The sequence below is a fragment of the Candidatus Infernicultor aquiphilus genome (assembly GCF_002784285.1).
Classification (GTDB): Bacteria; Atribacterota; Phoenicimicrobiia; order Phoenicimicrobiales; family Phoenicimicrobiaceae; genus Infernicultor; species Infernicultor aquiphilus.
In genome coordinates, this window is sequence record NZ_PFKO01000145.1 from 9,071 (window position 1) to 9,473 (window position 403).

Consider the following 403-nt stretch of genomic DNA (forward strand, 5'->3'; position numbering starts at 1 on the left):
ATAGAAAGAATGATCCAGGTCGCAGGATTGACTAAGATATTCAATGATAAAAAAAGAGGTAAGATAGTAGCAGTTAATAATCTGAAGTTTAACTGTAGAGAGGGGCAGATATTTGGATTATTAGGTCCTAATGGAGCAGGTAAAACTACCACTTTACGGATTTTAGCTACTATGATGCTCCCCACTAAAGGGGAAGTTATAATAAATGGATTTGATGTGGTTAAGGATGCTAATAAAGTAAGAAGGCAGATAGGATTTTTATCCAGCGAAACAGGATTATACGACCGCTTTACCCCTCGAGAGACTATAAAATTTTTTGGCCGAATTAACGGGATGGAAGATAAAATTATTGAAAAAAAAATGGCTGAAATATTTCATAATTTAGATATGGAAGATTTTCAAG

Annotated in this window: 1 protein-coding gene; it reads left to right on the forward strand. The window is 34.2% G+C overall.

Annotated elements, in window-relative coordinates; genetic code table 11:
• Window positions 1–27 precede the first annotated feature (27 nt).
• The coding region (locus COZ07_RS03990; RefSeq protein WP_406607294.1) for an ATP-binding cassette domain-containing protein at window positions 28–403 on the forward strand (376 nt) is incomplete at its 3' end.